The following is a 25057-nucleotide window of genomic DNA, read 5'->3' on the forward strand; positions in this document are numbered from 1 at the left end:
ATGCCTTGTGCTTCGTGTCGGTGGTGCGAATTACGGTCAAGCCGTGGCAACTCTCAATGACCTGCGCCGGACCGACGCTGTGTTGCCCGGTAGCGAGGAGCGAGCGACGACGGGCGGTGCTGCGTGGTTCGTTCGCGGCAAGCTGTATGCGTGGGAGTGTCATCCCTGGCCGAGCATCCCCGCTGACATGCGGGAGATAGTCGCGGCCGAGCTCGTCGTCGGGGTGAAAATCGCCGACCGAATGGACGCGCTGGCTCTTATCGAAATGGCGCCCGACGTGTTCCTGCGCACCACAACCCCCTGGGGTCAGCCGAAGGTCGCCTTCCGAATGGCCGGGATCGAGGAAGACCATCTTGCGGAACTCGTGACGGAGGCGTGGCGTGTACAGGCTCCGAAGTATCTGCGGCGAGAGTTCGACAATCTCGGCCGTTAGACGATCGGTCAGACAAGGATCGTCTTACCGGACGGCCCGAGCGAAAGGTTCAGCCGCGTTCGCGCCCTGGCAGAGGTGCGCCGGCGAGGAAGCCTTCGTACGCGGCGCGCGCGTCGTCTTCAACGACCGGCATCTGGTGACTGTAGCGGGAGTCCGTTCTGTCCCTTTTCGGTCCGGAGAGCCAGTAGCTTTCTTTGGTTTCCACGTCGTAGAAGTTGGCATCGTAGTTGGCGTAGGCGGTTCCCGTTACGCGTCGCAGAGTGCGTCCGTGAAAGTGCGCGGTGCGCCATGTCATGGTGAAGGTCACTCTGCTGATCCAACACGGTCCGGCATCGGTGTCGTATCCGGTCTTCAGCTGGACGAACATGATGCGTTCAGGCATGCGTGGATTGTAGGGCAACCGATACCTCGGCTGTCGGCCGCCCGGTAGCGGATCGGTCTGCGTGCCTCGTTAGCGCACGGAGTCCGCTAATCGTGCATTGCGGTCAGTTCATGGCTACGCTGCTTGACCGCGCTGGACGGGCGGCCCTCTACTACGCGGGTGAGGCGTGACTGCCCCCGCCGGCTGGTATCCCGATGCTCGGGGTGTTCAGCGTTGGTGGGACGGATCCGGGTGGACCGATGCCGTGCAGCCGCCGACGCCATACCTGCGCACTGCGCCGGCGCGTGTGGCGCCTGGTACCCCTGCGAACACTGTCTGGATCTGGCTTGTCGTGCTGGCGCAGGCCGCGATCTTCGCATTCGCGACCGTCGCGTTGACCCAGGTGCAATCACAGATGCTCGACTACCTCGCCGCATTCAAATCAGGGTCTGGGGCGCTCGCGCAACAACGCGAGGCGGCGCTTTTCGGCAACCTCTGGTACCTGGGCAATCTCATCTTCCCGTTCGTGGCCTGCGGCTTCTCGGTCTTGCTCGCCTACCTGGACCGCAAGGCACTTCAGCGACGAGGTTATGACCGTCCCTTCCAGTGGGTGTGGGCGTTCCTTGGACTGCTGATGTATGCATGCTCGCTGGTGTATGTGATCGGGCGAACCATCGTCATCCGTCGGCGCGGAGGCCGCGGAGCGGCCCCGCTGGTCGCATCGATCATGGTGGAGGCCGCCGGCATGATCGCCGTGATTACCTACACCTCCTTCTGGGTGACGCAGATCCTGACCACCAGCTAGCGACGCTGCAGCCAATATGCTCATAGCTCCCCGCTGGCCTCATCCTGCGGTTCATACCGTTCGACAGTACCCGTGACTCTGATCCGACCGGCCGCTGGGATCGTGACCGTGATCTGAGAGGGCCGCCCCATCTGACCACCCTGGAGGAGGGTCACTTCTCCGGGACACTCAATCTGACCGTGGTGGCGGAGGTAGGCGCCGAGCCCGGCAGCGGCGGACCCGGTTGCGGGATCCTCACGGATCCCGCCACGCGGAAACGGGTTCCTGCTGGCAAAAACTGAGGGCGAGATTCGGTGGACGACAGGGACCGTGCCGTCCCAACCCTGCGCGACTTGAACGCGCAGAAGCGCGTCCGCATCGTGGTCGAGACGATCCAGAACCCCAGCAACCACCGGCACGATCGGATGCGGATTGCCGCCGCGGATGAACGCGGGCGGCAATTCCGCATCCAGATCTGCCTGTGTGAGCGCGAGCGCATCGAGCAGCTCTTCAAGCACCGCCCCCTCCAGAAGTTGCACCTCGGTATCCACCGCAGTCAGGGTTGCCGCCTTCGCCGTGATTTGGACAGGCACCTCACCCGCGTTCGTTTGGAACCGCACCATCGGGCCGACACCGTTACGAGCGAGCGCGACACCGGAAGCGATCGTCGCGTGACCACAGAAGGCGATCTCTGCTCTCGGGGTGAAGTAGCGGATCCGGGCAGAGTCGGAGGTCAGAGAGCTGACGAACGCCGTCTCACTGAATCCGAGATCAGCGGCAATACCAAGCATCGCCGAATCGGATAGTGCGTCAGCACCAAGGACGACTCCCGCCGGGTTCCCGGAAGACGCATCCCCCCCTCATCGTGAACGCGCGGAGGAGCAGGATCGTGGGCTCGGAAGTGCTATGCATTCCGCCGTTCTAGCCGAGACCGACGAAATCGCGACAGAGCCAACCCAAGCCAAGTGGACCTGTAGCGATCAGGCGACCCGACGGAAAAAGGAGCAGAGCGCGGCTCACGCGCCGGGGTAGCGCTCGCCCACGGGGATCTCGACAGGCAGGGTGTTCCCGGCCTGCGCGAGCGGGCACGCCCACGCCGGGTCGTACGCGCACGACGGGTTGTACGCGAAGTTGAAGTCGAGCACCAGCGAGGCCTCCTCGCCGTCCGCATCCAGTCCGAGGTCGGCGCCCTTGATCGTGTCGAGCAGGTAGCGTCCGCCGCCGTACGTCCCGCCCGCCCGCCCGGCGAGCGCATCCTTCACGGGCACGAACAGCCCGCCGCCATAGGAGGCGAGCCGCCACACGTCCAGCGTGCCGGCGAACGGGATGCGCACGGTCCCGAGCAGTTCGAACGGCACGACGCCGTCGGTGCCGGTGTCCACATCCATCCGCGCAGCCTCGGTGGCCGGCCGGACGGGCAGCTCGAACCGCCACTCGGGATCGTACGGAGTGACCGGCAGCCCGGTGAAGCGTGCGCGGTCCGCGTCGAGCAGAGGGGATGCGGGGTGCGACGAGAAGAGGTCGTTGCGGCCCGAGACCCAGTACGCGTGCGCCTCCGCCGGGTCGTGGGCGGCGATGCGCCGCACGGAGGCGTACAGCGCGAAGACCCGCCGCCGCCAGTCCGCCGTCTGGACGGCAGTCACGGGGCGCCCGGCAAGCCCGCCCGTCTCGGTGGTCGCCTGTTCCGCGTCCGTCATGTCTCCTCCGCCTTCGTCGTCGCCGCGCGTCCGGCGCGCTCTGCCGCATCCACTCGTTCCGGATCTGTCTCCGGATCGTAGGCCCAGGTGGGCGCCAGCCGGCGCAGGCGCACCCCGCGCCACTGCCAGAACGCCCACAGCGCGGACCAGGCGACCGGCGTCAGCACGCCGGCGCGCACGATCAGCTGGTCCCGGTACAGCGTCCGCACCTGCCCGTTCTCGTCCGGTCCGGCGGGGTCCGGCGCGACCGCCATCCGGTGGTCCAGCCGGGGGATCGCCGACAGCATCCCTCCGGTCCCGCCGCCGCTGTCCCGCAGGATGCGCGTCGCGCGCTCGCGCGGATCGGTCGACCGCAGCATGTCGAGGCGGACCGCCTGGGTCCCGACGGTGAACGCGCCGAGCGCCTTCACCCGCACCCGGTGCTCCGCGCCCCAGCGCGTCGGGAAGCCGGCCGGCTCGTCCGAGCGGAAGTCCACCCACGGCATCGCCACCTCGCGGAACGCCGTCGGGCTCTGCAGCGCGCGCCAGGCCGCATCCGGGTCGCAGTCGAGCGTCAGCTTGAGGAGCACGCGCATGCTCCCAGTCTCGCCCCTCCAGGCCGTCGCGCGCCTCGGGATGCTCGACTCAGAGACATTCCTCGGCTCGCGCCAGCAGCAACTCGCGTTCCCGCGCGTTGCCGGTCATCGCCGCAGCGCGCTGGAACTCCTGGCGCGCCTCCTCCCGCCGTCCCAGCCGGAGGAGCAGGTCGGCGCGGACCGACGGGAGCAGGTGGTACGACGCCAGCGCCCCGTCGATCGCGAGCCGGTCGACGACCTCGAGGCCGGCCGAGGGGCCGTAGGCCATCGACAGCGCGACCGCGCGGTTCAGCTCCACCACCGCCGAGGGGCGCAGCTCGGCGAGGGCGCCGTACAGCGCGACGATCTCCTCCCAATCCGTCGCCTCGGCGGTGGGCGCGGTCGCGTGACAGGCCGCGATCGCCGCCTGCAGCGCGTACGGACCGCGGCTCACCGGCGGCCGTCGGCTCAGCCGGAGCGCGTCGGAACGCTCCAGCGCCGCGACGCCCCGGCCGATCAGGAGGCGGTCCCAGCGCGCCCGGTCCTGGTCCTGCAGCAGGATGGGCGATCCGTCCGCCGCCGTCCGTGCGGTGAGCCGCGACGCCTGGAACTCCATCAGCGCGACCAGGCCGTGCACCTCCGGCTCGCGCGGAGTGAGCTCGGCGAGTACGCGGCCGAGCCGCAGCGCCTCGCGGCACAGGTCGGGCCGCATCCAGTCGTCGCCCGCCGTCGCCGAGTAGCCCTCGTTGAAGATCAGATAGACGACCTCGAGCACCGAGGCGAGACGCTCCGGGAACTCGGCCCGCTCCGGGACTTCGAACGGCACGCCGGCCGCGGTCAGCGTCCGCTTGGCACGCACGATGCGCTGCGCGATCGTGGCGGGCGGCACGAGGAACGCCCGCGCGATCTCGTCGGTGGTGAGGCCGCCGAGCAGCTTGAGGGTCAGGGCGACCCGCGATGCCTGCGGGAGCACGGGGTGGCATGCGACGAACACCAGCCGCAGCAGGTCGTCGCCGATCGGCTCCTGCGCGACACGCGCCGGATCGTCGTCGCCGAGCTCCTGCTCCAGGTCGTGGGCGATCGCGGCGTAGCGGTCGTCGAGTCGTTCGCGCCGCCTCCAGCCGTCGACGGCTCGGCGCTTGGCGACGGTGGTCAGCCAGGCTCCGGGATTGCGCGGGATGCCGGCGGCCGGCCACTGCTCGAGCGCGGCGACCAGCGCATCCTGGGCCAGCTCTTCGGCGAGGCCGACGTCGCCGGTCGTGCGGGCGAGCCCGGCGATCAGCCGCCCCGACTCGATCCGCCACACCGAGTCGATCGCGCGGCGGATCTCGTCCAGCGGGGTGCGCTCGCCGTCCGTCATCGGCGCCCGCCGCCGGCGACTCTGCGCACGTCGACCGTTCCCCGCGTCAGCGGCAGGCGGCGCGCCCACTCCAGCGCCTCGTCCTCGCCGGCCGTCTGCAGCATCCAGAGACCCTCGACCCGGCCGGCCATCGAACCGGTGCCGGACGGGGCCGGTGGGATGCGGCTCAGGATGCGCTCCTCACCGTCGAAGCGGATGCGCGTGCCGGTATCCGCGGGCTCCAGCGCCTCCGCGGCGAGCAGCACCCCGGCGCGCACGAGTTCCTGCTCGAAGCGGTCGAGCGCCGCCGGATCGTCGCACAGCGGCGCAGTGTCCCCGCCCTCGGCGAGTGCCATCAGCACGTAACGCATGGTCCCATCCTCTCCTCGAAACGGATCCCCGTCACCGACACGTCGATCAGGAGGATGCCGTTTCGACGTGGATGTCGGTGGCGTGCGCTACAACGGAAGCATGGCGATCCGCTATTGGATGGGCGTGGTGCAGCGCGACCACGTGCTGCGCGGCGTCGCCGGCGGCTTCGCCCAGGTCAACCACGGCGCGCGCGGTCCGCTGGAGTGGATGGGCGCAGCCGACGGTTTCGTGTACTACTCGCCGCGGGCCTCGTTCCCGGATGGCGAGCCGCTGAAGCAGTTCACCGCCGTCGGACGCGTGGCGGACGCCGAGGCGTTCCCGGTGACGCAGGGTCCGTCGATGAGCGGTCCGGCGTCCGACTTCAGGCCCTGGCGGCGCCGGATCGAGTGGGACCATGACGCGGTGGCCATCCCGATCCGTCCGCTGCTGGGCTCGCTCGACTTCACCCGTGACCGGCCCGATTGGGGCTATCAGCTGCGCCGCGGGGTCATCGAGCTGTCGCGCCACGACTTCGAGCTGATCCGCCGGCAGATGCGGCCGTCACCCGGCGAAACCCGGCAGGGCCGCCCCGAGGCCCGCGTGACGATGGCCCGGTGACTCAGCCGACCGGTGCCGTTCCTTCCGCTCCGGCCGGCATCGCCGCTGCAGGACGACTCGGCGCGCCCGACGCTGTGACCGTCCTCCGAGCTCCCCGTCAGAACGGCCCGGCCGCACCGGAATGATCGGGCGCTCACGTAGGTTCGACTGAACAGGAGGTTTTATTCGATGAAAGCCGTGCTGAACGACACCGTGATCGCCGAGGCCCCGCAGGAGGACCTCATCCATATCGAGGGCAACTGGTATTTTCCGCCGGCGAGCGTGAAGTCCGAGTACCTCGTCGAGAGCGACACGCCGTACACCTGTCCGTGGAAGGGCGAATGCCAATATTTCTCGGTGAAGTCCGGCGACGGCCTGCTGCAGGACCGCGCGTGGAGCTACCCGACCCCGTACCCGAGCTCGTTCGACCGGGTCGGCAAGGACTACAGCAACTACGTCGCGTTCTGGAAGGACGTCCGCGTCGTCGACTGACGACCTGATCGCCCTGCTCGCGCCACGAAAACGTGCGGCGTGAGCCACCGGGATCGGCGCGCCGCTACGGGTAGTCTGTTCGGGAACCACCGATCGGGAGCAGAACCCTGAGCATCATCCTCGGATACGATCCGACCACCCTGCGCGAGCGCGTCGATCTGCGCGCTGCCGGCGAGCGTCTGGAGGAGCTGGGCAGTCTGCGCAGCCTGAGCGCCCTCAACGAGAAGGCCGTGCTGCTGCGGCTGCTGGGCCGGCTGGACGAGGCGTACGAGGTCGCGAACGAGGCCGTCCGGCAGGCACGCTTCACGGGCGACCGGGAGCAGCTGCTCGGTGCGCGCATCCGCCGGGCGCAGGTGCTGCAGTACCAGGGCAAGACCGATGAGGCCGTGGTGGAGCTGACGGGCTGCGTGGATGAGGCCCGCGGTCGCGAGTGGACCGGGCTGGAGGCGTTCGCCGTGCAGAGCCGCGGCAAGGTGCACTTCGACGCCGGCGATTACGAGAATGCGCTCGCGGACATGACGGCGGCCGTGTTCCTGCGGGAGAAGCTGGGCGCGTCGCCCGCAGAGATCCAGGCGGCCCTCACGGCCGTCGCGGTGGTGCAGTCGGCGCTGGAGGCGCAGCGCGCCTCGGCCTGGGCCCCGGGCTCCGGCTCCGGCTCGGAATCCCGCTCCGAGCCGAACGATGAGGGCGGCGGCGATCACGCGTAGGATGCACGGCATGGAGGATCGGAGCACCCCGGAAGGGATCCGCCGCTGATGGCAGAGTTGGACCGCGTGCGCCGATGGGCGGAGGCTCTCATCGCCCTCCATCTGGATCCGGCCGTGTGGACCTTCGGCTTCGACAACGCCAAGACGCGTGCCGGCCTGTGCAACTACACCTCGAAGCGGATCACGGTCTCGCGCTACCTGGCCGGTCGCTACGAGGACGACGAGATCCACCAGATCCTGCTGCACGAGGTCGCTCACGCGCTCGCCGGGTCCCGTGCCGGGCACGGGCCGCGCTGGCGGGCGATCGCCCTCGACCTCGGTTACGAGGGCACGCGGCTGCACGGCGGCGCGATCGCCGACGACCTGGCGCCCTGGGTGGGCACCTGTCCGAACGGCCACACGCACTACCGCTATCGCAAGCCCGCCCGTGCGCTGGCATGCGGCGCGTGCAGCCGGCGGTTCGATGCGGCGAACCTGATCTCGTGGCAGCACCGCGAGGTCTCGCCGGCGCAGCGCCGGGTCGCCGCCGCGGCCGCGAACGAGTAGCCGGGGCAGGACCTCAGGCGTGCTCGACGCTCAGCCGGGCATCGAGCGCATCCCGCGCCGCCGGCCACTCCTCCCGGAGGATCGAGTACACGGCGGTGTCGCGCCAGCTGCCGTCCGCGCGGCGCTGGGTGTGCCGCAGGATGCCTTCGAAGCTCGCGCCGATCCGGAGGATCGCGGCCCGGGACCGGTCGTTCACCACATCGGCCTGGAGCTTGACCCGCTCGAACCCGTGGTCGAACGCCGTGCCCAGCAGCAGGCGCTTGGTCTCGGCATTCACCCGGGTGCCCCACACCTCGGGGGCGTAGGCCGTCCACCCGATGTGGGCCGACTCGTTCACCAGGTCGAAGTCGCCGAGCGTGGTGGTGCCGACCAGGCGGTCCCCATCGCGGAGGACGACCGCGGTCACATTGCTCCGCTCCCAGTCGAGGTACCCGATGACGAACGTGCGCCACTCCTCGTACGTGTCGCGGAACCCGGCCGGCCCCCCGCCCCAGCCGCCGGCGAACACTTCGGGGCGTCCGATGGCGTCGAAGAGGTCGGGAAGGTCGTCGAGGGTCAGCGCCCGCAGGCGCACCGTGGCGCCCTCCAGCTGGGCGTGCGGATCGGGCCGGTACGCAGTCATCCGCTCAGTATGCCAGGGCCACCCCGTCCATCCCCCTCCGATGCAACTGCCACTATGGGTTACATGGCGACTTCAGCGATCCTCACCCGAGGCACCGGCCAATGGATGGAGCCCCACGACGGACAGCGCTGGTGGTTCGACTCGGGCTCACTCGCCCTCGACTTCGCCTACACCGGCGGGCTGGACGACGAGTTCGGCGAGTGGCGGACCGTCCGCGACGCGTCCGGTCTCAACGACTGGCTGGCCGAGCGCTTCCCCGAGGTCGCGCCGACCGCCGGCGAGCGCGAGTTCCGCGACGCCCGCGCCCTTCGGTCGGCGCTCGGCCGGCTGGCGCGTCAGGCGAGCCAGGGCGAGCTCCTGTCGCCCGACGACGTGGATGTGGTGAACCTGTTCGCGGCGACGCCCGACATCCCTCCGGTCCTCGCCGGCGGCGGCCGCCAGGCCGGACGCACGAAGGCGCGTCCGCACCAGGCGCTCGGCTCCATCGCCCGCGACGCCGTCCACGTCTTCGGCCCCGACGTCGACGGCCGCATCCGGGAGTGCTCCGCCGACGACTGCCGCCTGGTGTACCTGGACACCTCGCGCGGCGGCACCCGGCGCTGGTGCTCGATGCAGCGCTGCGGCAACCGCGCCAAGGTGCGAGCCCACCGGGCTCGCACGGCCCGAGCCGCACACTGACGCCCCCACGGCACGCACCCTCAAACACCGCGCCGCGCCACGGCACGCCCGCAGCCCGCCGCAGCGCGCCACAATAGAGGGATGCCGCGTTCCGTCGACCTCAACAGCGACCTGGGCGAGTCCTTCGGCGCCTGGACGATGGGCGACGACGCCGCCCTGCTGCGGATCGTCTCCAGCGCCAACGTGGCGTGCGGCTTCCACGCGGGGGACCCCTCCACGATGCTCGCGACCTGCCGGGAGGCCGCGGCGAACGGCGTCACCGTCGGCGCCCACGTCTCGTACCGCGACCTGCCGGGTTTCGGCCGCCGCAGCATGGACGTGCCGGCCGGAGAGCTGCGGGACGAGGTCCTCTACCAGCTCGCCGCGCTGGCCGGCCTCGCCCGCGTCGCCGGAACGGCCGTCCGCTACGTCAAGCCGCACGGCGCCCTGTACAACCGCATCGTGCGGGACGCGGCCCAGGCGCGAGCGGTGGTGGACGCGGTGGTCGCGTTCGACCCGTCGCTCCCGCTGCTCGGGCTGGCCGGGTCGGAGGTGGAACGCGCCGCCGCGGATGCCGGGCTGCGCTTCGTGCGTGAAGCGTTCGTCGACCGCGGCTACCGGGCCGACGGGACGCTCGTCCCGCGCACCGATCCCGGCGCCCTGCTCGCGGACGCGTCCGAGATCGCCGGGCGTGCCGTCCGCATGGTGACCGAAGGGACCGTCGACGCCGTCGACGGCACGGCCGTCCGCCTCGAGGTCGACTCGCTGTGCGTCCACGGCGACACTCCGGGAGCGGTGGCGATGGCGCGCGCGGTTCGCAGCGCGCTGGCCGCAGCGGCCATCCAGGTGGAGCCGTTCGTATGACGCGCCGGATCCTGCCGCTCGGCGACCACGCGCTGCTCGTGGAGCTGGACGACCTGGATGCCGTGCTCGGCCTGTTCCGCGGCCTCGACGCCACGCGGCCGGAGGGAGTGGTGGACCTGGTGCCCGCCGCCCGGACGATCGCGGTCCTCGTGGAGCCGCGCATCCTCCCGCTCAGCTCGGCCCGCTCCTGGGTCGAGCGCGCCGCTCCGCTCGACGTGGATGCGACGCACGACCGCCTGGTCGAGCTCGAGGTCGCGTACGACGGCGAGGACCTGGCCGAGGCCGCGCGGCTCACCGGTCGCACCCCGGCCGAGCTGGTCGCCTTCCACACCGGTTCGACCTGGCGCGTCGCCTTCGGCGGCTTCGCGCCCGGATTCGCCTACCTGGCGACCGACCGGCCCCTCGACGTGCCCCGCCGGGACACTCCGCGGACCGCCGTGCCTCCCGGTTCGGTCGGGCTGGCCGGCGCTTTCAGCGGTGTGTATCCGCGCTCGAGCCCGGGCGGCTGGCAGCTGATCGGGCGGACGGATGCGGTGCTCTGGGACGAGACGGCGGATCCACCCGCTCTGTTGCGGCCGGGAACCGTCGTCCGCTTCCGGGAGGCGCCGTGAGCGGCCTCCGCGTGCTCCGTCCCGGCCCCCTGGCGCTGGTGCAGGACCTGGGCCGGCCGGGCTTCGCCGCCGTGGGTGTCGGACGCTCGGGCGCCCTCGACCGCGGCGCTCTCCGGCTGGGCAACCGCCTCCTCGGCAACCCCGAGAGCGATGCCGGCATCGAGGTGCTGCTGGGCGGCTTCGAGGCGCGCTTCGAACAGGACACCTGGTTCGCCGTCACGGGAGCGACCGGCCGGCTGCTGCTCGACGGCCGATCCATGGATGCGCACACCGCCGTCCATGCCGGCGCCGGTCAGGTTCTCCGCATCGGGACGGCCACCTCCGGAGTGCGCTGGTACCTGACCGTTCGCGGAGGCGTCGCCGTCGTGCCGGTGCTCGGCTCCCGCTCGCGCGACACCCTCGCGGGCCTCGGCCCCGCACCGCTGCGAGCGGGCGACCTGATCCCGCTCGGCGCGCATCCGGGAACCGATCTGCCGCTGCTCGACTTCGTTCCGGTGGCCGAGCCGGCGATGGATGCGGTGGAAGTCCGCGCGCACCGCGGCCCGCGCGCCGACTGGTTCACCGAGGCGGCGCTGGAGGCGTTCTTCACCGACGAGTGGCGCGCCGGCGCGGAGAGCGACCGCATCGGCGTCCGGCTGGACCCCCCGCAGTCTCCCTCGCATGCCGCCCATGCCACGCGTTCGCCCGCGGTCGCGTCAGCGTTGATCGAGCGCGCCGTGAACCGGGAGCTGCCGAGCGAGCCCATGGTGGCGGGCGCCGTGCAGGTCTCGCCGGACGGCCGGCCCACGGTGCTGCTGGCCGACCATCCCGTCACCGGCGGCTACCCGGTGATCGCCGTCGTCTCCGACGCCACACTCGACCTCTTCGCGCAGCTCCGTCCCGGCCAGCCGGTGACGTTCCGCCACGCCTGAGGGCCCGAGAAGGGTAATTCGAGGGGAATTTGTGGTTCCTGCCTGGGGTAACTGCGCGGTACCATTGCTTCATGGCCAGCATTACGACAACGTCCCAGCACGCCTCTACGGCGCGGATGGACTCGCACGACATCGCGCGGGTCCTCGTCGCCGGACTCGGCCCGACGCTGGTCGCTGCGATGACCGGGTCCAAGGACCGGAAGCTGCCAGCGAAGTGGGCGAAGCCGGATGGTCCCACTCCGCGGAATGAGTTCCTGAACCGACTTCAGCTCGGACACCGAGCGTGGGCCAGCCTGGTGCTGGCGGAGAATGCGCACGTGGCCCGGTCCTGGTTCATCGGGGGCAACCCGCTCCTTCAGGAAGCCACCCCGATCACCGCGATCCGCGAGGGGCGGGGCGCCGAGGTGATGGCTGCGGTCGAGGCGTTTCTCGCCGGCTCCCAGGACGCGTGATCCTCGACGCGGGCGCTCGCACCTGCGCGGAGACCGGACTGCGCCTCCTCCCCGTGGAAGGTGACCGGATGTTCCGCGTCGCGCCCACTCGCTACAACGCAATCTCTGCTCCCGCACGCACGGGCACAGAGCCCCGCCATCAGTGGGGCCGCTTCGACTCCCCGGGCCTCACCCTCTACGCGGCCCAGACGCCGGAGACCGCGTACGCCGAGGTTCTGTCCCCGTTCAAGCGCCCGCTCGGCGCCGACGACCCTTTGGCAGCGGACGCTAGAGCCATCGGGATGTCGCGCGACGACTTCCTCGAGGTGATCGCAGACGAATGGGCGGCGAGTTCTTTCATGGGTGTTGGGGCAGTGCCCGCTTCATGGCGACACGATCGAGGGATGTGCGTGATCCACGCCGAGCCTGGAGGCTGGTGGATCGACGTCGACCACCCCGACACGATCTCCAGCCTGGAGGTGGCGATGGAGGCACTCCTGGTGGAGGAGGGTGTCACCACCCTCACAACGGCGGTCCTCGAAGGCGAGAACCGACGGATAACGACCACCGTCGGGGAGCTGCTTCGCCGCGTCGAACTCGACGACGGGACCCGGGCCCGCGGGCTGCAGTTCCACAGCAAGCACGGCGGGGCGTGGTGTCGCGCAGTCTGGCTTCCCGGGCCGGGCGACGGCTGGAGCGCTGACCTCACGGCTCTCTCACCCGATCGGATTCTCGTCTCGGACGAGGCCTTGGCCCGCGCGTGCGAGCGGTTCCGTATCCGGGCGTTCTAGTCCTAGCCAGAGCGACCCCTCACTCGCGCCGCGTGCCCGTCTGGAAGATGCTGCGCGCGGGCGCCGGCGACGGCACGCTGGTCGCGTCGGTCACGATCGGCGCGCCGGCGGCGAAGGTCCGCAACTCCTCGCCCGCCACGGCCTTCGCGGGATGCGGACCGCTCGCCAGCAGCCGCGGCAGCCACTCCAGCGGCAGCGGCGCGTCCGAGCCGACCAGCACGACGTTCCCGAACCGGCGGCCCTTCAGCACCTGCGTCTCGGCGAGCGCGGCGACATGCCCGACGACCGCGCCGAGCGTCGAGACCTGGCTGCGCGCGAAGCTGAGCGGCGGTCCGTCCGCGACGTTGACCAGGACGATCCCGTCCGGCTTCAGCAGCGACACGGCCGACCGGTAGAACTCCATGCTCGTCACGTGCGCCGGCGTACGCGACCCGCTGAAGATGTCCACCACGAGCAGGTCGACCGACCCCCGCAGCCCCGCGGGCAGCTTGCCGACCACCTCGCGGGCGTCACCGTGGCGGATGCGGATCTGCGCGTAGCGGGGGAGCGGCAGCTGCTCGCGCACCAGGTCCACCAGCCGGCTCTCCAGCTCCACGACCTGCTGCCGCGAGCCCGGCCGGGTGTACGCGATGTAGCGGGGGAGGGTCAGCGCGCCGGCGCCGAGATGCACGGCGGTGATCGGCTGGCCCGGTTCGCCGATGAGGTCGATCACGTTGCCCATGCGCTGGACGTACTCGAAGAACAGCTGCGACGGGTCGTCCAGGTTCACGTGGGACTGCGGCGTTCCATCCACCACCAGCTGATAGGCGCCGGGAACGAAGCGGTCCGGCTCCACCGTCGCCAGATAGCCGCTCTCGGCGAGGGTGACCGACGGGTTCTGCCGGGCCGGATTCTGGGGCACATCGGCAGCCTAGCCGCGCGCGCTCCACCCGATCTCCACCCGGCCTCCACCTGTGGATGGTGCCCTCGCCGCCGCACACCCGCGACGCTGGATGTCGTGGCCGGGAACCCGGCCGGAAAGGTTGAGAGCGATGAGCATCCAGACGATCGCCAACGTGGTCCTGATCATCCTGCTGATCGGGTGGGTCGGTTACCGGCAGCTGACCTGGCGGCCGGTCGTCGTGTCGGCGATGTGGCGCCTCCCCATCATCCTGGCGATCGCCGGTGTCGCGATCCTGGCCCAGCAGGCGAAGCCGGCGGCGGTCACCCCGCTCGACCTGGCTGTCGTGGCCGGCGAGATCGCGCTGTCGCTGGCCCTGGGAGGGTGGATGGGCGCGATCGCGCATTTCCGCCGCCTCCCCGAGCCGATCGCGGCCGGCCGGAGGCCCGGCGAGTTCGCGACCTACGAGTCGCAGACCGGCGTCTGGGGACTGATGCTCTGGGTGGTCATCATCGCCGTGCGGATCGGAGTGGATGTGGTGGCCACCCAGGCCGGCGCCCACCTGGTCACCTCGACCGGGGTCATCCTGCTCGTCTTCGCCGCCAACCGCGCCGCGCGCACCGCGGTGTTCGCCGCTCGGCTCGACCGGCACGCCGCCGCCACCACGACTACGCCGACCGGCGCATGATGGTCCCGTGAACTTCTCCCGTACGCCGAGCCCGCTCGCCGTCGCTCTGAACCTGATCGGCGCGGTCGTCGTCGCATGGTCGCTCGCGGTCACCCACTCCGGGCAGCGCCCGGTGTGGGTGACCGCCGTCGGCGTCGTGGCGGTCGGAGCGTGGGCGGGCCGGGCCGCGTTCGCGGCGATCCGCCTGCAGCGACTCGCCCTGGCGCTGGCCGTCCTCGCCGCGCTGGCCGGCGCGGTGACGGCGGCTCCGACGGACAGCCTGATGATCGTCCCGGCCGCCGCCGGCATCATGTCGCTCGTCAGCGACGAGCTCCGCCCGCTCTGGCAGGGACTCGCGCTCGCCGCGGCCGTGCTGGTCATCATCCCGCTCGGCGCCCTGCCGTTCGGAACCGGCGTCATCCCCGTGCTCGCCATGATGGGCGGCATCCTCCTGGCCGTGTTCGCGGGCCTCAGCCGCCGCCAGTTCCGGCTGTCCGAGGCGCAGGCCGCCGAGCTGCGCGAGCGCGACCTGACCATGCGCGAGGAGGCCTCGCGCATCGCCATCGCCCGCGACCTGCACGACGTGCTCGCCCACAGCCTCGGCGGCCTCGTCATCCAGCTGGATGCGGTGGATGCGCTCCTCGAGGCCGGCGACGCGTCCGCCGCCCGGGCACGGGTGGTGGATGCGCGCGACCTCGCCGCCGAGGGGCTCTCGGAGGCGCGGCGTGCCGTCGCCGCACTCCGCGACCCGGCCTCCCGCGAGCAGGGAGCGCGGAGCGCTTCCGACCTCGAGGCGTCTCTCCGCGATCTCGTGGCGGCGCACCGCTCCCTCGGCGGCGACGCGGAGCTCGCCGTGTCCGGCGAGGGCCGCGAGCTCGCCGCGGACCAGGCCGCCGCCGTGCAGCGTGCCCTGCAGGAGGCGCTGAGCAACGCCCGCAAGCATGCGCCGGGCGCGCCCGTGGCGGCACGGCTCGACTGGCAGACTGACCGGGTGCGCCTCACCGTCTCCAACCCGCTCGTCGTTCCCGGCCCGCGGAGCGCCTCCGACCGGCGCAGCGCGCATCCCGTCCTCGCCCGCTCCGGCGGCGGCCACGGGCTCGAGGGGATGCGCGAGCGCTTCGCCGCCCTCCCGCTCGGCGGCACCGCCACCGCCGAGAACGACGAAGGCCGCTTCACCGTGACCGCCGAGACGATGCTCCCGTGACCGCCGAGCACCGTATCCGCGTCGCCGTGGCGGACGACCAGGCGATCATCCGCGACGGCCTCGTCACCGTGCTCGGCCTGCTGCCGGACATGGAGGTCGTCGGCGAGGCGGCGGACGGCGAACAGGCGGTCGCGCTCGCCGTGACCGAGCATCCAGACGTGCTCCTGATGGACCTGCGGATGCCGGTCCTCGACGGCGCCGCCGCGACCGCGCGGGTCGCGGCCGAGGCTCCCGCCACCGCCGTCCTCGTGCTCACGACCTACGCCGACGACGAGTCGATCCTCGGCGCGCTGCGCGCGGGCGCCCGCGGCTATCTGACGAAGGACGCGGGCCGCGCCGAGCTCGCCGCCGCCGTCCGCGCGGTCGCGAGCGGCCAGTCCACGTTCGCCCCTGAGGTCGGCGCGCGCATCGTCAGCTCCCTCAGCGCCGCCGCTCCTGCGCCGGCCGATGCCGCCGGCGCGCTGACGGCCCGCTTCCCGGCCCTGACCCGCCGTGAGGCCGAGGTGCTCGCCCTCGTCGGCGACGGCCTCAGCAACGGCGAGATCGCCCGCACCCTCTTCGTCAGCGTCGCGACCGTCAAGACGCACATCAACGCCATCTTCGCCAAGCTCGCCGTCCGCGACCGCGCGCAGGCGATCGCCCTCGTCCGCCGCTAGCGCACGCGGCGCTCCGGGGGAAGGATGGATGCTGTGAGCGACCCGAGCAACCCGAGCGACCCGGCCCCGCCCTCCGCCGACCGCGTCCTCGTCACCGGCGGCTCGGGTTTCCTCGGCGCGCACTGCGTGCTCGCGCTGCTCGACGCCGGCTACCGCGTCCGGACCACCGTCCGCTCGCCCGCGCGGTCGGCCGATGTCCGGTCCCAGCTCGCGGCGGGAGGCGTCGACGACCCGGGCGACCGGCTGGAGTTTGCCATCGCCGACCTCACCTCGGACGACGGCTGGGCCGACGCCGTCGCCGGATGCCGCTACGTCCTGCACGTCGCGTCGCCGTTCCCCTCCGCTCAGCCCAAGAATCCGGACGACCTGATCGTGCCCGCCCGCGACGGAGCCCTCCGCGTGTTGCGGGCCGCACGTGCCGCCGGTGTCGAGCGCGTGGTGCTCACCTCCTCGTTCGCCGCCATCGGCTACGGCCACGCTCCGACCGACCGCGCCTTCACCGAAGAGGACTGGACGGAGCTCGACAGCGGACGCCCGCTCAGCGCGTACGTGCGGTCGAAGACCATCGCCGAACGCTCCGCCTGGGCCTTCGTCGACACCGAGCCGGGAGCTCTCCAGCTCGCGACGGTGAATCCGGTCGGCATCCTCGGGCCCGTGCTCGGCCCCGACATCTCGACCTCCGTGGAGCTCATCCGCCTGGTGAAGGAAGGACGCCTCCCGCGCCTCCCGGACGTCCACTTCGGCGTCGTGGACGTGCGCGACGTCGCCGCCCTCCACCTGCTGGCGATGACCCGTCCGGAGGCGGCCGGGCAGCGGTTCCTCGCCATCGCGGGCGAGGTGATGAGCGCGCAGGAGATCGCCTTGCTCATCCGCGGCCACCTGGGGGAGCGCGCCGGCCGGCGGGTCAGCACGAAGCTCATGCCCGAATGGATGCTGAAGGCCGCAGCGCCGTTCAGCCGCCGCGTCCGCGACGCGCTTCCCGACATCGGGACCGTCCGCCGAGCCTCGGGCGAGAAGGCCAGGACGGTGCTCGGCTGGGCTCCGCGCTCGCGTGACGAGGCCGTCCTCGCCACCGTGGACACGCTCCCGACGTACCATCCGCGCCGCCGCTGACCGGAAGGAATATCGGGAACGACGGGGCGTTATACCCCAGTACGCCGCTCCGGTCAAGAAAGGACTGGACATGGCGCGTCTATTTGACATATAGTGGTTCTTTGCGCTCCCAGTCAAGCTTCTGCCTTCATATTGCGGTCGGCTCTGACGTCATCGCGCGCGCCTGGGCCCGTCCTTTCGGGTCAGATACGGCAGCGCGCCCCGGCTGGGAGTTCTCGTCCAGACAATTACACGACCGTCAGTAACTCGGCCTACGGGGCCCACGGAGGTTATTTCCTTGGCTGCTGCGCGCAACGCAACCAACACCGACAAGACACCCAAGAACGGACGAGCCGCATCACGACTCTCCTTCGCCAAGATCACGGACACCCTCACTGTTCCCGATCTGCTCGCACTGCAGACGGAGAGCTTCGACTGGCTGGTCGGAAACGACGCGTGGAAGGCGCGCGTCGTCGAGGCCGAAGCCCAGGGTCGCCAGGATCTGCCCGCCAACACGGGCCTCGAGGAGATCTTCGAGGAGATCTCTCCCATCGAGGACCTCGGCGAGACCATGCAGCTCTCGTTCACGAACCCGTTCCTCGAGGAGAAGAAGTACTCGATCGACGAGTGCAAGGAGAAGGGCAAGACCTACTCCGCCCCGCTCTACGTCGAGGCCGAGTTCATGAATCACCTCACCGGTGAGATCAAGACCCAGACGGTCTTCATGGGCGACTTCCCGCTCATGACCGAGAAGGGCACCTTCATCATCAACGGCACCGAGCGTGTCGTCGTGTCGCAGCTCGTCCGCTCGCCGGGCGTCTACTTCGAGGCCACCGCCGACAAGACCTCCGACAAGGACATCTACTCGGCCCGTGTCATCCCGAGCCGTGGTGCCTGGCTGGAGTTCGAGATCGACAAGCGCGACCAGGTCGGTGTCCGCATCGACCGCAAGCGCAAGCAGTCGGTCACCGTGTTCCTCAAGGCGCTCGGGCTCACGAGCGAGGAGATCCTCTCCGAGTTCGCCGGCTACCAGTCGATCGAGCTGACCCTCGAGAAGGATGCCATCCTCACCAAGGAGGAGGCGCTCAAGGACATCTACCGCAAGCTCCGTCCGGGCGAGCAGGTCGCCGCCGAGGCCGCGCGTGCGCTGCTCGACAACTTCTACTTCAACTCCAAGCGCTACGACCTCGCGAAGGTCGGGCGCTACAAGATCAACCGGAAGCTCGGCCTCGACGCCCCGCTGTCCGAGTCGGTGCTGACCGTCCAGGACATCATCGCCACGATCAAGTACCTGGTCGCCCTGCACGACGGCCAGACCACGATCAAGGGGATCCGGAACGGCCAGCAGACGGACATCCGTCTCGATGTGGACGACATCGACCACTTCGGCAACCGTCGCATCCGCGCGGTCGGCGAGCTCATCCAGAACCAGGTCCGCACGGGTCTGTCCCGGATGGAGCGCGTGGTCCGCGAGCGCATGACCACGCAGGACATCGAGGCGATCACCCCGCAGACCCTGATCAACGTGCGACCGGTCGTCGCCGCGATCAAGGAGTTCTTCGGAACGTCGCAGCTGTCGCAGTTCATGGACCAGAACAACCCGCTCGCGGGTCTGACCCACAAGCGCCGCCTCTCCGCGCTCGGCCCCGGTGGTCTGAGCCGTGAGCGCGCCGGCGTCGAGGTCCGTGACGTCCACCCGTCGCACTACGGCCGCATGTGCCCGATCGAGACGCCGGAAGGCCCGAACATCGGTCTGATCGGCTCGCTCGCGTCGTTCGCGCGGATCAACTCGTTCGGCTTCATCGAGACGCCGTACCGCAAGGTCGTCGAGGGCCGGGTCACCGACCAGATCGACTACCTCACGGCCTCCGAGGAGGACGACTTCGTCATCGCGCAGGCGAACGCACCGCTGAACACCAGCGGTCACTTCGTCGAGGAGCGCGTGCTCGCCCGTCAGAAGGGCGGCGAGGTCGACCTGATCCCCGCCGACGAGATCGGCTACATGGACGTCTCCCCGCGCCAGATGGTGTCGGTCGGTACGTCGCTGATCCCCTTCCTCGAGCACGACGACGCCAACCGAGCCCTCATGGGTGCGAACATGCAGCGCCAGGCGGTGCCGCTGCTCCGGTCGGAGAGCCCGGTCGTCGGAACGGGTATGGAGGGCTACGCGGCCATCGACGCCGGTGACGTGATCACCGCGGACAAGTCCGGTGTGGTCACCGAGGTCTCGGCCGACGCCGTCACCGTCCAGGCGGACGACGGCACGTACCAGACCTACTACCTGCGCAAGTTCGACCGCTCCAACCAGGGCACCTCGTACAACCACCGCGTGATCGTGGACGAGGGCGACCGGATCGAGCAGGGCGAGGTCGTCGCCGACGGTCCCGCGACCGAGAACGGCGAGCTCGCGCTCGGCAAGAACCTGCTCGTCGCGTTCATGCCGTGGGAGGGTCACAACTTCGAGGACGCGATCATCCTCAGCCAGAACCTGGTGAAGGACGACACCCTCTCCTCGATCCACATCGAGGAGTACGAGGTCGACGCCCGCGACACCAAGCTCGGCAAGGAGGAGATCACCCGCGACCTCCCGAACGTCAGCCCGGACCTCCTGGCCGACCTCGACGAGCGCGGCATCATCCGCATCGGCGCCGAGGTTCGCCCCGGCGACATCCTCGTCGGCAAGGTCACGCCGAAGGGCGAGACCGAGCTGTCGGCCGAGGAGCGCCTGCTCCGCGCGATCTTCAACGAGAAGAGCCGCGAGGTGCGCGACACCTCCCTCAAGGTCCCGCACGGCGAGGAGGGCACCGTCATCGGTGTCAAGGTCTTCGACTCGCAGGACGGCGACGACGAGCTGGGCTCCGGCGTGAACCAGCGCGTGGTGGTCTACATCGCCCAGAAGCGCAAGATCACCGCGGGCGACAAGCTCGCCGGCCGTCACGGCAACAAGGGCGTCATCTCCAAGATCCTGCCGGTCGAGGACATGCCGTTCCTCGCCGACGGGACCCCGGTCGACGTCATCCTGAACCCGCTCGGTGTCCCCGGACGCATGAACTTCGGTCAGGTCCTGGAGATCCACCTCGGCTGGATCGCCAAGAACGGCTGGGAGATCAAGGGCAAGCCGAAGTGGGCCGCAGAGCTCCCCGAGGCCGCCTTCAGCGTCGCCCCGAACACCAAGGTCGCGACCCCGGTGTTCGACGGTGCGAAGGAGGAGGAGATCGCAGGTCTGCTCGACTCGACCCTCCCGACGCGCGACGGCGAGCGCCTGATCGGCGGCTCCGGCAAGACGCAGCTGTTCGACGGCCGCTCCGGCGAGCCGTACCCGGACCCTGTGTCGGTCGGCTACATGTACATCCTGAAGCTGCACCACCTGGTCGACGACAAGATCCACGCCCGTTCGACCGGTCCGTACTCGATGATCACCCAGCAGCCGCTCGGTGGTAAGGCGCAGTTCGGTGGTCAGCGGTTCGGTGAGATGGAGGTGTGGGCCCTCGAGGCCTACGGCGCCGCGTACGCGCTGCAGGAGCTCCTGACCATCAAGTCGGATGACATCCTCGGCCGCGTCAAGGTCTACGAGGCCATCGTCAAGGGTGAGAACATCCAGGAGCCGGGCATCCCGGAGTCCTTCAAGGTCCTCATCAAGGAGATGCAGTCCCTCTGCCTGAACGTGGAGGTCCTCTCGGCCGACGGCCAGGCGGTCAGCCTGCGCGACTCGGACGACGAGGCCTTCCGTGCCGCGGAAGAGCTCGGCATCAACATCTCCTCCCGCTTCGAGTCGTCGTCGATCGACGAGATCTAAGCGGCAGCCAGACCAACTGACGAATCTTCAATAGGAGAGAGTGAACACATTGCTCGACGCAACAACTTTTGACGAGCTGCGTATCGGCCTGGCCACCGCTGACGACATCCGTCGGTGGAGCTACGGCGAGGTCAAGAAGCCGGAGACCATCAACTACCGGACCCTGAAGCCCGAGAAGGACGGCCTCTTCGGAGAGCAGATCTTCGGGCCGTCCCGCGACTGGGAGTGCTCGTGCGGCAAGTACAAGCGCGTCCGGTTCAAGGGCATCGTCTGCGAGCGCTGCGGCGTGGAGGTCACCAAGTCCTCCGTCCGTCGTGAGCGCATGGGCCACATCGAGCTCGCCGCCCCGGTCACGCACATCTGGTACTTCAAGGGTGTGCCCAGCCGCCTCGGCTACCTGCTCGACATGGCGCCGAAGGACCTCGAGAAGGTCATCTACTTCGCCGCGTACATGGTGATCGAGGTGGATGAGGACGGCCGTCACGCCGACCTCCCCGGCCTCGAGAACGAGCTGCGCCTCGAGATCAAGACGCTGTCCGACCAGCGCGACGCCCGCGTCGCCGAGCGTCTGCAGCGCCTCGAGACCGACCTCGCCGCACTGGAGGAGGAGGGCGCGAAGGCCGACCAGAAGCGCCGTGTCAAGGACACGGCGGAGAAGGAGATGGGCCAGGTCCGCAAGTCCTTCGACGAGGACATCGCCCGCCTGGAGCGCGTGTGGGAGTCGTTCCGCACCCTCAAGGTCGGCGACCTCAAGCCCGAGGACGCGGACTTCAACGAGCTCGTCGACCGCTACGGCATCTACTTCGAGGCGTACATGGGCGCCGAGGCGATCAAGCGTCGCCTGCTGGCGTTCGACCTGGCCGCTGAGGCCGAGCTGCTCCGCGAGCAGATCGCCAACGGCAAGGGCCAGAAGAAGATCCGCGCGATCAAGCGACTGCGCGTCGTCTCGTCGTTCCTGGCGACCGGCAACTCGCCGGCCGCGATGGTCCTCGACGTCGTCCCGGTGATCCCGCCGGAGCTGCGCCCGATGGTCCAGCTCGACGGTGGCCGTTTCGCCACCAGCGACCTGAACGACCTGTACCGCCGCGTGATCAACCGCAACAACCGCCTGCGTCGCCTGCTCGACCTCGGTGCTCCCGAGATCATCGTGAACAACGAGAAGCGGATGCTGCAGGAGGCCGTCGACGCGCTGTTCGACAACGGCCGCCGCGGTCGTCCCGTCACGGGCACCGGCAACCGGGCGCTCAAGTCCCTCAGCGACATGCTGAAGGGCAAGCAGGGCCGGTTCCGCCAGAACCTGCTCGGCAAGCGCGTGGACTACTCGGGCCGTTCGGTCATCATCGTGGGTCCGCAGCTCAAGCTGCACCAGTGCGGTCTGCCCAAGCAGATGGCGCTGGAGCTGTTCAAGCCGTTCGTCATCAAGCGCCTGATCGACCTGAGCCACGCCCAGAACATCAAGGCCGCGAAGCGGATGGTGGAGCGTTCGCGCCCGCAGGTGTGGGACGTGCTCGAGGAGATCATCCGCGAGCGCCCCGTGCTGCTGAACCGTGCGCCCACCCTGCACCGTCTGGGCATCCAGGCGTTCGAGCCGCAGCTCGTCGAGGGCAAGGCCATCCAGCTCCACCCGCTGGTCTGCGCCGCGTTCAACGCGGACTTCGACGGCGACCAGATGGCGGTGCACCTGCCGCTGTCGGTCGAGGCCCAGGCCGAGGCCCGCATCCTGATGCTCGCCTCGAACAACATCCTGAAGCCCTCGGACGGCCGCCCGGTCACCCTGCCCTCGCAGGACATGATCATCGGTCTGCACCACCTCACCACCGTCCGCGAGGGCGCCGTGGGCGAGGGTCGCGCGTTCTCCTCGGTCTCCGAGGCGATCCTCGCGAAGGACCAGGGTTCGCTGCACCTCAACGCCAAGGTCAAGATCCGTCTCGACAACTACGTGCCGTCGGACGCCGCCGACACGGGTGCCACCCCGATCACCGCGATCGTGGAGACCACCCTCGGCCGCGCGCTCTTCAACGAGACGCTGCCGGCGGACTACCCCTACGTGGAGGAGGTCGCCGACAAGGGCACGATCTCGCTGATCGTCAACGCCCTCGCCGAGCGGTACCCGAAGGTGGAGGTCGCCGCGGCGCTGGACCGGATCAAGGACGCCGGCTTCTACTGGGGCACCCGCTCGGGCGTCACGGTGTCGCTGAGCGACATCCTGACCCCGCCGAACAAGGCGCAGATCGTGGCCGGCTACGAGAAGAAGGCCGCCAAGATCACCTCGGAGTTCGAGAAGGGTCTCACGACCGACCTCGAGCGTCGCCAGGAGCTGGTGAAGATCTGGACCGAGGCCACCAACGAGGTCGCCGAGGCCATGCGCGCCAACTTCCCGGCGGACAACACCATCAACCGCATGGTGACCTCCGGTGCCCGTGGTAACTGGCTGCAGGTCCGCAACATCGCCGGTATGCGCGGTCTGGTGAACAACCCGAAGGGTGAGATCATCCCTCGCCCGATCATCTCCTCGTACCGCGAGGGGCTGTCGGTCGCGGAGTACTTCATCGCGACGCACGGTGCCCGCAAGGGTCTGGCCGACACGGCCCTCCGTACGGCGGACTCGGGCTACCTGACCCGTCGTCTGGTGGACGTCTCGCAGGATGTCATCATCCGCGAGGACGACTGCGGCACGACCAAGGGCCTCGACCTCCCGATCGCCACGGTCGGTGCGGACGGTACCCTCACCCGCGACCCGAACGTCGAGAACTCGGTGTTCGCCCGGACCCTGGCCGCTGACGCGGTCGCGGCCGACGGCACCGTGGTCGCCGCGGCGCGCGAGGACGTGGGCGACGTGCTCATCGACAAGCTGGTCGCGGCCGGCGTCACCGACATCAAGGTCCGCTCCGTGCTGACCTGCGAGTCGGCGGTCGGCGTCTGCGCCGCCTGCTACGGCCGTTCGCTCGCGACCGGCAAGCTGGTGGACATCGGCGAGGCGGTCGGCATCATCGCCGCCCAGTCGATCGGCGAGCCCGGAACGCAGCTCACCATGCGTACGTTCCACACGGGTGGTTCGGCCTCCGCGGACGACATCACCCAGGGTCTGCCGCGCGTCCAGGAGCTGTTCGAGGCGCGTACCCCGAAGGGTGCGTCCCCGATCGCCGAGGCCGCCGGCCGCATCACCATCGAGGAGACGGACAAGTCCCGCAAGGTCATCCTGACCCCGGACAACGGCGACGAGCCGCACGTCTACCCGGTGCTGAGGCGTTCGACCCTCCTGGTGGAGGACGGACAGCGCGTCGAACTCGGACACCAGCTGATCGTCGGAACCGTCGACCCGAAGGAAGTCCTCCGGGTGAAGGGCGTCCGCGAGGTGCAGAAGCACCTGGTGGGCGGCGTCCAGGGCGTCTACCGCTCGCAGGGCGTGCCGATCCACGACAAGCACATCGAGGTCATCGTCCGTCAGATGCTCCGCAAGGTCACCGTCGTCGACCACGGCGACACCGACCTGCTGCCGGGCGAGCTGGTCGACCGGTCGAAGTACAACGAGATCAACCGCGCCACGCTGCAGGAGGGCAAGAAGACCGCCTCCGCCCGTCAGGAGGTCATGGGTATCACCAAAGCCTCGCTGGCGACCGAGTCGTGGCTGTCGGCCGCATCCTTCCAGGAGACCACCCGCGTCCTGACGCAGGCGGCCATGGAGGGCAAGTCCGACCCGCTGATCGGTCTCAAGGAGAACGTCATCATCGGTAAGCTCATCCCGGCCGGCACCGGCCTGCAGCGCTACCGGAACGTCACCGTCGAGGCGACGGAGGAGGCCAAGGCGGAGCGGTACCCCAACCGCATCTTCGCCGACGACTCCTCGTTCAACGAGAGCGACCTGAGCTTCGTCGACTTCGACAGCTTCAGCTCGGACGACTACACCCCGGGCACCTACAACTAAGGTTCCCCGTCACGAAGACCCCCGGCATCCGCCGGGGGTCTTCGTCGTTCCCGGGGTACGTCGTCGCTGGGTCTTCATCGTGCCCGGGG

The 25057-nt window shown here is 69.9% G+C and carries 25 protein-coding genes and 2 pseudogenes; 19 read left to right on the forward strand and 8 right to left on the reverse strand.

What is annotated here, in order from left to right; translation table 11 throughout:
- Window positions 1-43 precede the first annotated feature (43 nt).
- Entirely contained in the window at window positions 44-433 is a 390-nt protein-coding gene (locus tag BM287_RS02955; RefSeq protein ID WP_090035840.1) for an MmcQ/YjbR family DNA-binding protein, read from the forward strand.
- A gap of 49 nt (window positions 434-482) precedes the next feature.
- On the opposite strand, the gene BM287_RS02960 is transcribed toward BM287_RS02955, so the two are convergent.
- Window positions 483-815, reverse strand: a complete 333-nt coding sequence (locus BM287_RS02960; RefSeq protein WP_090035842.1) for a hypothetical protein — start codon at window positions 813-815, stop codon at window positions 483-485.
- A gap of 166 nt (window positions 816-981) precedes the next feature.
- On the opposite strand from BM287_RS02960, the pseudogene BM287_RS18020 reads away from it, so the two are divergent.
- Both BM287_RS18020 and BM287_RS02965 read left to right on the forward strand, forming a co-directional pair.
- A pseudogene (locus tag BM287_RS18020) lies at window positions 982-1065 on the forward strand (DUF2510 domain-containing protein); the annotation flags it as partial.
- 81 nt (window positions 1066-1146) lie between these two features.
- Entirely contained in the window at window positions 1147-1599 is a 453-nt protein-coding gene (locus BM287_RS02965; protein ID WP_244527864.1) for a hypothetical protein, read from the forward strand.
- Window positions 1600-1619: 20 nt separating this feature from the next.
- Here the strand turns inward: BM287_RS02965 and BM287_RS02970 are convergent.
- The 5 genes and pseudogenes from BM287_RS02970 to BM287_RS02990 form a co-directional block, all read right to left on the reverse strand.
- A pseudogene (locus BM287_RS02970) lies at window positions 1620-2417 on the reverse strand (PhzF family phenazine biosynthesis isomerase); the annotation flags it as partial.
- Between the two features lie 177 nt (window positions 2418-2594).
- Window positions 2595-3275, reverse strand: a complete 681-nt coding sequence (locus tag BM287_RS02975) for a DUF1684 domain-containing protein (RefSeq protein WP_090035846.1) — start codon at window positions 3273-3275, stop codon at window positions 2595-2597.
- Window positions 3272-3850: a hypothetical protein gene (locus BM287_RS02980; RefSeq protein WP_090035848.1), complete on the reverse strand. Its 579-nt coding sequence runs from the start codon at window positions 3848-3850 to the stop codon at window positions 3272-3274. The genes BM287_RS02975 and BM287_RS02980 overlap by 4 nt, the downstream gene beginning before the upstream one ends.
- A gap of 49 nt (window positions 3851-3899) precedes the next feature.
- A complete protein-coding gene (locus BM287_RS02985; protein WP_090035850.1) occupies window positions 3900-5189 on the reverse strand; it encodes an RNA polymerase sigma factor in 1290 nt (429 codons plus the stop codon).
- Window positions 5186-5539, reverse strand: coding sequence for a YciI family protein (locus tag BM287_RS02990; protein ID WP_090035852.1), 354 nt, complete (start codon window positions 5537-5539; stop codon window positions 5186-5188). The genes BM287_RS02985 and BM287_RS02990 overlap by 4 nt, the downstream gene beginning before the upstream one ends.
- Before the next feature lie 100 nt (window positions 5540-5639).
- Between BM287_RS02990 and BM287_RS02995 the strand changes: the two genes are divergently transcribed.
- The 4 genes from BM287_RS02995 (at window position 5640) to BM287_RS03010 (ending at window position 7861) form a co-directional block, all read left to right on the forward strand.
- Window positions 5640-6137, forward strand: a complete 498-nt coding sequence (locus tag BM287_RS02995; RefSeq protein WP_244527844.1) for an EVE domain-containing protein — start codon at window positions 5640-5642, stop codon at window positions 6135-6137.
- A 168-nt stretch (window positions 6138-6305) separates the two neighbouring features.
- Window positions 6306-6608, forward strand: a complete 303-nt coding sequence (locus BM287_RS03000) for a DUF427 domain-containing protein (protein ID WP_090035854.1) — start codon at window positions 6306-6308, stop codon at window positions 6606-6608.
- Window positions 6609-6814: 206 nt separating this feature from the next.
- The gene (locus tag BM287_RS03005) at window positions 6815-7315 is read left to right on the forward strand and encodes a tetratricopeptide repeat protein (protein ID WP_280140921.1); all 501 of its coding nucleotides are present in this window, start codon (window positions 6815-6817) and stop codon (window positions 7313-7315) included.
- A gap of 48 nt (window positions 7316-7363) precedes the next feature.
- On the forward strand, window positions 7364-7861 hold the full coding sequence (locus BM287_RS03010) for a SprT-like domain-containing protein (protein WP_090035856.1): 498 nt from the start codon (window positions 7364-7366) through the stop codon (window positions 7859-7861).
- 13 nt (window positions 7862-7874) lie between these two features.
- Here BM287_RS03010 and BM287_RS03015 read toward each other — a convergent pair whose 3' ends face one another.
- Window positions 7875-8483, reverse strand: coding sequence for a GNAT family N-acetyltransferase (locus BM287_RS03015; RefSeq protein WP_090035858.1), 609 nt, complete (start codon window positions 8481-8483; stop codon window positions 7875-7877).
- Between the two features lie 63 nt (window positions 8484-8546).
- Between BM287_RS03015 and BM287_RS03020 the strand changes: the two genes are divergently transcribed.
- The 6 genes from BM287_RS03020 (at window position 8547) to BM287_RS03045 (ending at window position 12748) form a co-directional block, all read left to right on the forward strand.
- Window positions 8547-9161: a CGNR zinc finger domain-containing protein gene (locus tag BM287_RS03020; RefSeq protein WP_244527846.1), complete on the forward strand. Its 615-nt coding sequence runs from the start codon at window positions 8547-8549 to the stop codon at window positions 9159-9161.
- A gap of 81 nt (window positions 9162-9242) precedes the next feature.
- Window positions 9243-10004, forward strand: coding sequence for a LamB/YcsF family protein (locus BM287_RS03025; protein WP_090035862.1), 762 nt, complete (start codon window positions 9243-9245; stop codon window positions 10002-10004).
- Window positions 10001-10615, forward strand: a complete 615-nt coding sequence (locus tag BM287_RS03030; protein ID WP_090035865.1) for a 5-oxoprolinase subunit B family protein — start codon at window positions 10001-10003, stop codon at window positions 10613-10615. Before BM287_RS03025 ends, BM287_RS03030 begins: the two co-directional genes overlap by 4 nt.
- Entirely contained in the window at window positions 10612-11526 is a 915-nt protein-coding gene (locus BM287_RS03035; protein ID WP_090035866.1) for a 5-oxoprolinase subunit C family protein, read from the forward strand. The genes BM287_RS03030 and BM287_RS03035 overlap by 4 nt, the downstream gene beginning before the upstream one ends.
- 71 nt (window positions 11527-11597) lie before the next feature.
- Window positions 11598-11978 (forward strand): hypothetical protein, encoded by a 381-nt coding sequence (locus BM287_RS03040; RefSeq protein WP_090035868.1) that lies wholly within the window; start codon window positions 11598-11600, stop codon window positions 11976-11978.
- Window positions 11975-12748: an RES domain-containing protein gene (locus BM287_RS03045; protein ID WP_090035869.1), complete on the forward strand. Its 774-nt coding sequence runs from the start codon at window positions 11975-11977 to the stop codon at window positions 12746-12748. The genes BM287_RS03040 and BM287_RS03045 overlap by 4 nt, the downstream gene beginning before the upstream one ends.
- A gap of 19 nt (window positions 12749-12767) precedes the next feature.
- Here BM287_RS03045 and BM287_RS03050 read toward each other — a convergent pair whose 3' ends face one another.
- Entirely contained in the window at window positions 12768-13649 is an 882-nt protein-coding gene (locus tag BM287_RS03050) for a spermidine synthase (RefSeq protein ID WP_090035871.1), read from the reverse strand.
- Window positions 13650-13779: 130 nt separating this feature from the next.
- Between BM287_RS03050 and BM287_RS03055 the strand changes: the two genes are divergently transcribed.
- The 6 genes from BM287_RS03055 (at window position 13780) to rpoC (ending at window position 24968) form a co-directional block, all read left to right on the forward strand.
- Entirely contained in the window at window positions 13780-14316 is a 537-nt protein-coding gene (locus tag BM287_RS03055; protein WP_090035873.1) for a hypothetical protein, read from the forward strand.
- 7 nt (window positions 14317-14323) lie between these two features.
- Window positions 14324-15499: a sensor histidine kinase gene (locus BM287_RS03060; RefSeq protein WP_090035875.1), complete on the forward strand. Its 1176-nt coding sequence runs from the start codon at window positions 14324-14326 to the stop codon at window positions 15497-15499.
- Entirely contained in the window at window positions 15496-16155 is a 660-nt protein-coding gene (locus tag BM287_RS03065; protein WP_090035876.1) for a response regulator transcription factor, read from the forward strand. The genes BM287_RS03060 and BM287_RS03065 overlap by 4 nt, the downstream gene beginning before the upstream one ends.
- A 24-nt stretch (window positions 16156-16179) precedes the next feature.
- A complete protein-coding gene (locus BM287_RS03070) occupies window positions 16180-17268 on the forward strand; it encodes an SDR family oxidoreductase (RefSeq protein WP_244527847.1) in 1089 nt (362 codons plus the stop codon).
- A gap of 277 nt (window positions 17269-17545) precedes the next feature.
- Window positions 17546-21043 carry a DNA-directed RNA polymerase subunit beta gene (gene rpoB, locus BM287_RS03075; RefSeq protein WP_090035878.1) on the forward strand — a complete coding sequence of 1166 codons (3498 nt, stop codon included), beginning with the start codon at window positions 17546-17548 and terminating at the stop codon, window positions 21041-21043.
- 49 nt (window positions 21044-21092) lie between these two features.
- Entirely contained in the window at window positions 21093-24968 is a 3876-nt protein-coding gene (gene rpoC, locus BM287_RS03080; RefSeq protein WP_090036064.1) for a DNA-directed RNA polymerase subunit beta', read from the forward strand.
- Window positions 24969-25057: the final 89 nt, after the last annotated feature.

Source organism: Leifsonia sp. CL147 (assembly GCF_900114565.1).
Classification (GTDB): Bacteria; Actinomycetota; Actinomycetes; order Actinomycetales; family Microbacteriaceae; genus Leifsonia.

Coding starts and splice junctions, on each gene's coding strand:
- BM287_RS02980 (WP_090035848.1), bottom strand. CDS start 3,850: ATGCGCGTGCTCCTCAAGCTGACGCTCGACTGCGACCCGGATGCGGCC.
- BM287_RS02990 (WP_090035852.1), bottom strand. CDS start 5,539: ATGCGTTACGTGCTGATGGCACTCGCCGAGGGCGGGGACACTGCGCCG.
- BM287_RS03070 (WP_244527847.1), top strand. CDS start 16,180: ATGGATGCTGTGAGCGACCCGAGCAACCCGAGCGACCCGGCCCCGCCC.
- BM287_RS03030 (WP_090035865.1), top strand. CDS start 10,001: ATGACGCGCCGGATCCTGCCGCTCGGCGACCACGCGCTGCTCGTGGAG.
- BM287_RS03000 (WP_090035854.1), top strand. CDS start 6,306: ATGAAAGCCGTGCTGAACGACACCGTGATCGCCGAGGCCCCGCAGGAG.
- BM287_RS03025 (WP_090035862.1), top strand. CDS start 9,243: ATGCCGCGTTCCGTCGACCTCAACAGCGACCTGGGCGAGTCCTTCGGC.
- BM287_RS03020 (WP_244527846.1), top strand. CDS start 8,547: ATGGCGACTTCAGCGATCCTCACCCGAGGCACCGGCCAATGGATGGAG.
- BM287_RS03040 (WP_090035868.1), top strand. CDS start 11,598: ATGGCCAGCATTACGACAACGTCCCAGCACGCCTCTACGGCGCGGATG.
- BM287_RS02960 (WP_090035842.1), bottom strand. CDS start 815: ATGCCTGAACGCATCATGTTCGTCCAGCTGAAGACCGGATACGACACC.
- BM287_RS02995 (WP_244527844.1), top strand. CDS start 5,640: ATGGCGATCCGCTATTGGATGGGCGTGGTGCAGCGCGACCACGTGCTG.
- BM287_RS02975 (WP_090035846.1), bottom strand. CDS start 3,275: ATGACGGACGCGGAACAGGCGACCACCGAGACGGGCGGGCTTGCCGGG.
- BM287_RS03010 (WP_090035856.1), top strand. CDS start 7,364: ATGGCAGAGTTGGACCGCGTGCGCCGATGGGCGGAGGCTCTCATCGCC.
- BM287_RS03015 (WP_090035858.1), bottom strand. CDS start 8,483: ATGACTGCGTACCGGCCCGATCCGCACGCCCAGCTGGAGGGCGCCACG.
- BM287_RS03055 (WP_090035873.1), top strand. CDS start 13,780: ATGAGCATCCAGACGATCGCCAACGTGGTCCTGATCATCCTGCTGATC.
- BM287_RS02985 (WP_090035850.1), bottom strand. CDS start 5,189: ATGACGGACGGCGAGCGCACCCCGCTGGACGAGATCCGCCGCGCGATC.